General features: G+C 60.9%; 9 protein-coding genes and 1 pseudogene. 5 read left to right on the forward strand and 5 right to left on the reverse strand.

Annotation, left to right across the window (positions count from 1 at the left end):
- Window positions 1-14 precede the first annotated feature (14 nt).
- Window positions 15-1,532, reverse strand: coding sequence for a choline-sulfatase (betC, locus tag J5M56_RS10380; RefSeq protein ID WP_207936754.1), 1,518 nt, complete (start codon window positions 1,530-1,532; stop codon window positions 15-17).
- 108 nt (window positions 1,533-1,640) lie between these two features.
- Here betC and J5M56_RS10385 point away from each other — a divergent pair, with 108 nt between their 5' ends.
- Both J5M56_RS10385 and J5M56_RS10390 read left to right on the forward strand, forming a co-directional pair.
- A complete protein-coding gene (locus J5M56_RS10385; protein WP_207936755.1) occupies window positions 1,641-2,540 on the forward strand; it encodes a LysR family transcriptional regulator in 900 nt (299 codons plus the stop codon).
- Between the two features lie 23 nt (window positions 2,541-2,563).
- On the forward strand, window positions 2,564-2,896 hold the full coding sequence (locus J5M56_RS10390) for a DOPA 4,5-dioxygenase family protein (RefSeq protein WP_186476092.1): 333 nt from the start codon (window positions 2,564-2,566) through the stop codon (window positions 2,894-2,896).
- An 82-nt stretch (window positions 2,897-2,978) separates the two neighbouring features.
- On the opposite strand, the gene trpA is transcribed toward J5M56_RS10390, so the two are convergent.
- The gene (trpA, locus tag J5M56_RS10395; protein WP_207936757.1) at window positions 2,979-3,788 is read right to left on the reverse strand and encodes a tryptophan synthase subunit alpha; all 810 of its coding nucleotides are present in this window, start codon (window positions 3,786-3,788) and stop codon (window positions 2,979-2,981) included.
- Complete coding sequence (gene trpB, locus J5M56_RS10400; protein ID WP_186476090.1) at window positions 3,785-5,002, reverse strand: tryptophan synthase subunit beta; 1,218 nt, start codon at window positions 5,000-5,002, stop codon at window positions 3,785-3,787. Before trpB ends, trpA begins: the two co-directional genes overlap by 4 nt.
- 110 nt (window positions 5,003-5,112) lie before the next feature.
- Between trpB and J5M56_RS10405 the strand changes: the two genes are divergently transcribed.
- Entirely contained in the window at window positions 5,113-6,009 is an 897-nt protein-coding gene (locus tag J5M56_RS10405; protein ID WP_186476089.1) for a LysR family transcriptional regulator, read from the forward strand.
- Here J5M56_RS10405 and J5M56_RS10410 read toward each other — a convergent pair.
- A complete protein-coding gene (locus J5M56_RS10410; protein ID WP_060479074.1) occupies window positions 6,006-6,329 on the reverse strand; it encodes a DUF883 family protein in 324 nt (107 codons plus the stop codon). The two genes, J5M56_RS10405 and J5M56_RS10410, sit on opposite strands and share 4 nt — an antisense overlap.
- A gap of 149 nt (window positions 6,330-6,478) precedes the next feature.
- Between J5M56_RS10410 and J5M56_RS10415 the strand changes: the two genes are divergently transcribed.
- Both J5M56_RS10415 and J5M56_RS10420 read left to right on the forward strand, forming a co-directional pair.
- A complete protein-coding gene (locus tag J5M56_RS10415) occupies window positions 6,479-6,694 on the forward strand; it encodes a dodecin (RefSeq protein WP_060479073.1) in 216 nt (71 codons plus the stop codon).
- Window positions 6,695-6,797: 103 nt separating this feature from the next.
- Entirely contained in the window at window positions 6,798-7,019 is a 222-nt protein-coding gene (locus J5M56_RS10420; RefSeq protein WP_186476088.1) for a DUF1161 domain-containing protein, read from the forward strand.
- A gap of 36 nt (window positions 7,020-7,055) precedes the next feature.
- On the opposite strand, the pseudogene J5M56_RS10425 reads toward J5M56_RS10420, so the two are convergent.
- A pseudogene (locus J5M56_RS10425) lies at window positions 7,056-7,240 on the reverse strand (LLM class flavin-dependent oxidoreductase); the annotation flags it as partial.

Below are 7,240 nucleotides of genomic sequence, written 5' to 3' on the forward strand. Positions count from 1 at the left end.
GGCGGCCTCTGTGTTCAATCCATGGGGGCGGGCTGTGGATAACGTGCCTTGCGCTCGAGGTCATCGAGATCGATATGGTTGCGCATGTACTGTTGGCTGGCGTCCACCCAGGGTTGATGATCCCAGCTGTTCAGCTTGCCGATGGCCAGCGCCTCGGCCACCAGGCGGCGGCGGCGTTGGCTGGCCAGCACTTGTTGGCGCAGGGTAGCGATATCCCAGCGTTGGCGTGCTTCATCGACGAATGCCTGCAGCAGTGCCTGGTGGTCAGGGCTGCCGGTGAGGTTCTCCCGTTCGTGCGGGTCGCGGCTCAGGTCACAGAGTAGGCAGGGGTCGTCTTCGCTGTACACGAATTTATGGGGCCCCCGGCGGATCATCATCAGCGGGCCGACGGTACCTTCGGCCATGTATTCACCGATCACCTCGTCGTGGCCGCCCTGCCCTTGAAGATGACCAAGCAATGAGCGGCCGTCCAAGTGCAGTTGGTTATCTACAGCGCCACCCGCCAGTTCGACCAAGGTTGGCAGCAGGTCGCAGGTCGAAACCGAGGCGCTGACGCGGCGGGCGGCAAAGCGTTTCGGCGCGTGTACCAGTAGCGGAACGCGGGCCGACATCTCGAACCAGTGCATCTTGTACCAGAGCCCACGCTCGCCAAGCATATCGCCATGGTCACCCGAGAAGACGATCAGGGTGTCCTCGGCAAGGTCGCACTCTTCCAGCGTTTGCAGCAGTTGGCCGATATTGTCATCGATGTAGCTGCAAGCGCCGAAGTAGGCACGCCGAGCATCGCGAATCTTTTCCACAGGCAGTGGTTTGTTCCAGAGGTCATAGACCTTGAGCAGGCGCTGAGAATGAGGGTCAAGTGCCTCCTGATTGAACTCCGCGCGGGGCATGGGGATATCCACATCTGCGTAGCGATCCCAATAGCGCTTGGGGATGGTGTATGGATCATGTGGATGGGTCATCGATACCGTCAGGCAGAACGGACGGCCATCATTCTCGCGCACATGGTCATACAGATACTGGCGGGCCTTGAACAGCACTTCCTCGTCGAAATCCAGCTGATTGGTGCGCACGCACGGCCCGGCCTGGAGCACCGAAGACATGTTGTGGTACCAAGTTGGGCGCACATCAGGCTCATCCCAGTTCACCGCCCAGCCATAGTCGGCTGGATAGATATCGCTGGTCAGACGTTCCTCGTAACCATGCAACTGGTCCGGCCCGCAGAAGTGCATCTTGCCCGACAGGGCTGTGCGATAGCCTAAGCGGCGCAGGTAGTGCGCATAGGTCGGCACGTCGGCGGGGAAGTCGGCCGCGTTGTCGTAGGCACCAATGCGGCTGGGCAGCTGGCCGCTGACCAGCGTGAAGCGTGATGGCGCGCATAATGGGCTGTTGCAATACGCCGAATCGAACACCACCGCATCTTGGGCCAGACGGCTCAGGTGCGGCATCTGGATGGCTGAAGGGCCATAGATCGGCAGTAATGGGGCGGCCATCTGGTCGGCCATGATGAACAGGATATTCGGGCGTGTCATGAAGGCTCCCATCGTAGAGAATTATGCGAAACGCTTGCCTATCACGATGCGACTGTGGGTAATTTGGGTAAAGCCCATGGCGGGCAATGACTGGGATTAGCCACACTTATGTTTGAGCGCCTTGCTGAACTGTCGCTGGATTCCCTGCGGGTATTTGAGGCTGCCGCACGCTTGCGCAGTTTCACCGCCGCCGCCCTGGCCCTAGGCACTACCCAACCGGCTGTGAGCCAGCAGATAAAGAGGCTGGAAGAACAACTGGGCGCCCGCCTGTTCGATCGCATTTACCGGGGTATCGAGCTGACCGAAGCCGGTCAGATGCTGTTCGAGCAGGTCCACCAAGGCTTACAGGCCATGGAGGATGGCATCGCCCAGGCCAGCGGTCGCGGGCAGCGCGAGGTGCTTCAGGTAGCCACTGACTTCGCCTTTGCGGCTTTCTGGCTGATGCCCCGGCTGCAGCGCTTTCACGAGGCTTATCCACAGGTGGACGTGAGCTTGGTGACCGGTGAGCGCAGCCAGGGGATGCTGCGCCCGGATATCGATGTGGCGATACTGTTCGGCGATGGGCGCTTTCACCAAGGTGAGAGCCGCTGGCTGTTCGACGAAGAGGTATTCCCGGTTTGCAGCCCTCGGCTGATTCATGGCAAACCCTTGTCAGCCGCGGCTTTGCAACGGCTGCCGCTGCTGCATTTGAAAGGTGAACAGGCCAGCCGCTGGTTCGACTGGGCCGGCGTCTTTCGGGGGCTGGGCGTCGAGGCGGCACCACCGCCCGGCCAATTGCGTTTCGATAACTACACGCTGCTGATCCAGGCGGCGATTGCGGGCCAAGGAGTAGCCATCGGTTGGCGGCACTTGGTCGATGGCTTGGTGGATCAGGGTTTGCTATGCCGGCCTATGGAGGGCAGCCTGAAGTCGCGGCGGGGCTATCATGTGGTATTGCCGCCGCGTAAACGGCGCGGGGTATTGATCGAGCGTTTCGTCGACTGGCTGGAGCATGAGCGCACTGGCTGATTGCAGGGTTTTCAGGAGTCAACGTGCAAAGAATCAAGGGCTATCACGCCCATATCTACTACGATGCGTCCACCTTCGAGCAGGCACGTGAGCTGTGCGAAGAGGCAGCGCGGCTGTTTCCCGTGAGCATGGGGCGCATGCATCAGAAACCGGTCGGGCCGCACCCGGACTGGAGCTGCCAGCTGGCTTTCGAGCCGGAATTCGTAGGGGTCGTGTTGCCCTGGCTGGCGCTGTATCGCAAGGGGCTTGTGGTATTTCTGCACCCGCTGACTGGCGATGAGCTGGCCGATCATCGCGATCATGCAATTTGGATGGGGGCCGTGCGGCCTTTGAATCTCTCGATATTCGGGGGTTAGCTTGTGCAGAGTTGTTGGCGAGTTAACCTGCGTAACCTCGCTGGCTGCTTCGCAGGTGAACCCGTGAAGCAGCCAGCGCGATTTAGCGGCGTGCGCCGCGCACGCCTTCGGCCAGTGCCGAGCAAAGGCTCAGTACATCACTCACTGCCTGATCGGCGTCTTTGGCCTGGGCAATCTTGTCGACCAGCGCCGAACCTACCACCACACCATCGGCCAGACGTGCGATTGCAGCAGCCTGCTCTGGCGTACGGATCCCGAAACCGACACTGATCGGCAGGTCGGTATGCCGACGCAGGCGGGCGATGGCCTCGGTCACGTGCTCGGTGGTTGCCGAGCCTGCACCCGTTACACCGGCCACCGAGACGTAATAGACGAACCCGGAGCTGCGCTCCAGTACCCGCGGCAGACGCGCGTCATCGGTGGTCGGGGTGGTCAGGCGGATGAAATCGATGCCCGCTGCCTGGGCCGGCGTGGCCAATTCGGCGTCGTGCTCAGGTGGCAGGTCGACGATGATCAAGCCATCGACACCCGCTTCTCTGGCTTGGGCGACGAAGTTATCCACACCGAAGCGGTGAATGGGGTTGTAGTAACCCATCAGCACGATAGGTGTGGTGTGGTTATCCACACGGAATTCGCGAACCATCTGCAGGGTTTTGGCCAGGGTCTGGCCAGCTTCCAGAGCACGCAGGGTGGCAAGCTGGATGGCAACGCCGTCGGCCATGGGGTCGGTGAACGGCATACCCAGTTCGATGACATCGGCGCCGGCTGCCGGCAGACCTTTGAGGATCTGCAGCGATGCCGCGTAGCCAGGGTCGCCAGCCGTGACGAAGGTGACCAGCGCGGAGCGGCCTTCGGCCTTCAGTTCGGCGAAGCGTTGTTCAAGACGGCTCATGCCTGTTTCTCCTGGGCTGCCATATGGTTCATCACGGTTTGCATGTCTTTGTCGCCGCGGCCGGACAGGCAGATCACCATCAGGTGGTCCTTAGGCAGGCCGGGTGCCCGCTTGATGGCTTCGGCCAGGGCGTGGGCGCTTTCCAGCGCTGGAATGATGCCTTCCAGGCGGCAGGTGGCGTGGAATGCATCCAGCGCTTCGTCGTCGGTGATGCTGACGTATTCCACGCGCTTTACTTCGTGCAGGTAGGCGTGCTCAGGGCCAATGCCTGGGTAGTCGAGGCCGGCGGAAATCGAGTGGGCGTCGGTGATCTGGCCGTCGTTGTCCTGCAACAGGTAGGTACGGTTGCCGTGCAATACGCCTGGGACGCCGCCGTTGAGGCTGGCTGCGTGTTTGTCGGTATCGACACCGTGGCCGCCAGCTTCCACGCCGATGATCTGCACGCTTGGCTCTTCAAGGAATTCATGGAACAGGCCCATGGCATTGGAGCCGCCGCCAACACAGGCGATCAGGCTATCTGGCAGGCGACCTTCCTTTTCTTGCAACTGGGCGCGGGTTTCCTTGCCGATGATCGACTGGAAGTCGCGGACCATGGCCGGATACGGGTGCGGGCCGGCTACGGTGCCAATCAGGTAGAAGGTGTCGTCGACATTGGTGACCCAGTCACGCAACGCCTCGTTCATGGCGTCCTTGAGAGTACCGGTGCCGGCGGTCACTGGCACGATTTCGGCACCCAGCAGCTTCATGCGGAACACGTTGGCCTGCTGGCGCTCGATGTCGGTGGCACCCATGTAAATCACACAAGGCAGGCCAAAACGCGCGGCCACGGTGGCAGTCGCCACGCCGTGCATGCCGGCGCCGGTTTCGGCGATCAGGCGCTTCTTGCCCATACGTTTGGCCAACAGCACCTGGCCAATGCAATTGTTCACCTTGTGCGCGCCGGTGTGGTTGAGCTCTTCACGTTTGAAGAAAATCTTGGCGCCGCCGCAGTGCTCGGTCAGGCGCTCAGCGAAGTACAAAGGGTTCGGGCGGCCGATGTAGTCGCGCTGAAAGTACGCCAGGTCTTCGAGGAACTTAGGGTCGGCCTTGGCTGCTTCGTATTCGCGGGCCAAGTCCAGCACCAGTGGCATCAGGGTTTCAGCCACATAGCGGCCGCCGAACGAGCCGAACAGGCCGTTGGCGTCGGGGCCGGGACGGTATTGGGACTGGGTCATGGGGCGCTCCAAGGCGTGATGAATGAGTGATGGGCTTTACTCTAACCACGCCAAGCCCGGTTGAAAACCGATAAGATTGCGCAAACTTGTCAGGAAAACTCACAGGTATCATGGCCCACGACCTTCCTCCCCTCAACGCCCTCAGGGCTTTCGAAGCCACTGCCAGGCTCAACAGCGTCAGCCAGGCGGCCGAAGCGCTGCATGTTACTCATGGGGCCGTGAGCCGGCAGATCAAAGTGCTTGAAGAGCATTTGGGCGTGGCCCTGTTCGTCAAGGACGGGCGGGGCATCAAACTCACAGATGCCGGGTTGCGTCTGCGAGACGCCAGCGCGGAGGCGTTCGACCGGCTGCGCAGTGTGTGTGCGCAGTTGAATCGCGATCTAAGCCAGGCACCGTTCGTTTTGGGTTGCTCCGGCAGCCTTCTGGCCCGCTGGTTCATACCCCGCTTGGGGCGGTTGAACGCTGAGTTGCCTGAATTACGCTTGCACCTTTCTGCGGGTGAAGGCGATCTGGATCCACGTCGGCCCGGTCTGGATGCGCTTTTGGTATATGCCGAACCGCCATGGCCGGCAGATATGCAAGTTCATGTGCTCGTTCAGGAGCGCATAGGCCCGGTGCTGAGCCCGCACTTTACTGGTTTTGAGCGCCTGCGCGCTGCGCCTGCCGAGGCGCTGCTCAGTGAGGCCTTGCTGCATACCACTTCCAGACCACAGGCGTGGCCGACATGGGCAGCTGATCAGGGGCTGGGGGCTGAGGCTTTGAATTACGGCCAGGGGTTCGAGCATCTGTATTACTTGCTCGAAGCCGCGGTTGCCGGCTTGGGCGTGGCGATAGCGCCGCAGCCATTGGTCGCTGATGACCTGCAAGCGGGGCGCCTGAGCGCACCTTGGGGCTTTTCGCCAACCCCTGCCGCGCTGGCGTTGTGGGTGCCCAGGCGCGCCGCTGACGGGCGCGCCGAGCAATTGGCGCAGTGGCTACGTGCCGAGCTTGCCAGGCAGAACGCTTAGTTGCGCTTGCACAGCAGGTACGCCGCCAGCAGGCCCAGTGCGCCGATGGCTACGCCTGCGGTGGTGTATGGGTGCTCTTGGGCATAGTCGCGGGTTGCGATGCCGGTCTGGCGGGTACGCTCCTTGACCTCCTCATAGGCATCGCTGATCAGGCTGCGCGAATGGCGCAGTGCACTTTCAGCGCTGCTGCGCATTGCCTTCACTGATTTTTGGGTTTCCTCAGAGGCGTCGTGCTTCAGGCTCTCCAGGCTTTTCAGGAGGCTTTCGATCTCCGCTTCCATGCTCTCCAGGGATTTTTTACGCAGCGAGTTGCGGTGCATGTTGACTCTCCTTCGCAGTATGGGCTCTAAGGAATGCGACTACTGGGCGTGGGGAAAGTGCGATCGAACTTTAGCGAGCAGTCACCGCTCGCAGGTAAACCAGGCCTGCGCTGCTAGGCTGAATTTCACCGTCCCCCAAGGAGAGTGCCATGTCCGATCATCACACCTACAAAAAGACCGAGCTGGTAGGTTCGTCCCAGACCAGCATCGAAGACGCGATCAACAATGCCCTGGCCGAAGCCGGCAAGAGCATCAAGCATATGGAGTGGTTCGAGGTCGTCGAAACCCGTGGCCATATCCGCGACAACAAGGTTGAGCATTTTCAGGTCACGCTGAAAGTCGGCTTCCGTATCGCCAATAGCTGAAACATGACCGCTCTGGCTCAGCCGGGCGTGATGGCGTTATAACTCTGGAGAGCGCCCAAGCGGCGTTCTTCAAGCTTTCTCATCTGTACAAGGAATGCAATCGATGAAGAAACTGATGTTTGCGGTAGGCTTGATGGCAGTGGCGAGCGGTACGATGGCGGCTGGTAAACCCTGTGAAGAGCTCAAGGCTGAGATTGCCCAAAAGCTCGACGCCAAGGGTGTTCAAGGCTACACCCTGGAGGTCGTGCAGAAGGGTGAGGTCAATGGCAAAGTGATTGGCAGCTGCGAAGGCGGTAGTAAGGAAATTGTCTACCGCCGTAATTGATGCGGGCCTTCTTCGCGGGGCCACCCGCGAAGAGCGTCACTGCGCCTTGAGCGCTTGCGCTAGCAGCTCATAGGACCGAACACGGTCTGCATGTTCGTACAGATCACAGGTGAAGATCAGCTCGTCCGCGCCCGTCTGCTCTAGCAGTACCTCCACCTTGGCTCTGACCTTCTGCGGGCTGCCGATCATCGCAAGGCCCAGGAAGCTCCCCACGGCATCGC

It is taken from the genome of Pseudomonas sp. 51_B (genome assembly GCF_017491595.1).
GTDB classification, from domain to species: domain Bacteria; phylum Pseudomonadota; class Gammaproteobacteria; order Pseudomonadales; family Pseudomonadaceae; genus Aquipseudomonas; species Aquipseudomonas promysalinigenes.

What these genes read in the sequence shown, in the direction of transcription:
- betC (WP_207936754.1), bottom strand. Translation starts at nt 1,532, where the DNA reads ATGACACGCCCGAATATCCTGTTCATCATGGCCGACCAGATGGCCGCC.
- J5M56_RS10385 (WP_207936755.1), top strand. Translation starts at nt 1,641, where the DNA reads ATGTTTGAGCGCCTTGCTGAACTGTCGCTGGATTCCCTGCGGGTATTT.
- trpA (WP_207936757.1), bottom strand. Translation starts at nt 3,788, where the DNA reads ATGAGCCGTCTTGAACAACGCTTCGCCGAACTGAAGGCCGAAGGCCGC.
- trpB (WP_186476090.1), bottom strand. Translation starts at nt 5,002, where the DNA reads ATGACCCAGTCCCAATACCGTCCCGGCCCCGACGCCAACGGCCTGTTC.
- J5M56_RS10405 (WP_186476089.1), top strand. Translation starts at nt 5,113, where the DNA reads ATGGCCCACGACCTTCCTCCCCTCAACGCCCTCAGGGCTTTCGAAGCC.
- J5M56_RS10410 (WP_060479074.1), bottom strand. Translation starts at nt 6,329, where the DNA reads ATGCACCGCAACTCGCTGCGTAAAAAATCCCTGGAGAGCATGGAAGCG.
- J5M56_RS10415 (WP_060479073.1), top strand. Translation starts at nt 6,479, where the DNA reads ATGTCCGATCATCACACCTACAAAAAGACCGAGCTGGTAGGTTCGTCC.
- J5M56_RS10420 (WP_186476088.1), top strand. Translation starts at nt 6,798, where the DNA reads ATGAAGAAACTGATGTTTGCGGTAGGCTTGATGGCAGTGGCGAGCGGT.